1 protein-coding gene is annotated in these 202 nt (G+C 61.9%); it reads right to left on the bottom strand.

Annotated features, from left to right (window positions below; translation table 11 throughout):
* Position 1: 1 nt before the first annotated feature.
* Positions 2-202 (bottom strand): formyltransferase family protein (locus DNK49_RS23860; RefSeq protein WP_341538211.1); only part of this gene is annotated, 201 nt, incomplete at its 5' end.

Below are 202 nucleotides of genomic sequence, written 5' to 3'. Positions count from 1 at the left end.
CTCAGCGGAAGACGACGGTTTTATTGCCATGGACCAGCACCCGATCTTCCAGGTGGTAGCGCAGGCCGCGTGCGAGGACGGCTTTCTCGATGTCCTTGCCGTAACGCACCAGGTCTTCGGGTGCGTCGGAGTGGTCGATGCGGATGACGTCCTGCTCGATGATGGGACCCTGGTCGAGCTCGGAGGTGACGTAGTGGCAGGT

The organism is Parazoarcus communis SWub3 = DSM 12120 (assembly GCF_003226565.1).
Lineage (GTDB): Bacteria > Pseudomonadota > Gammaproteobacteria > Burkholderiales > Rhodocyclaceae > Parazoarcus > Parazoarcus communis.
The sequence above is the reverse complement of the archived record's forward strand: the minus strand, read 5'-3'. Positions and strand labels throughout refer to the sequence as shown.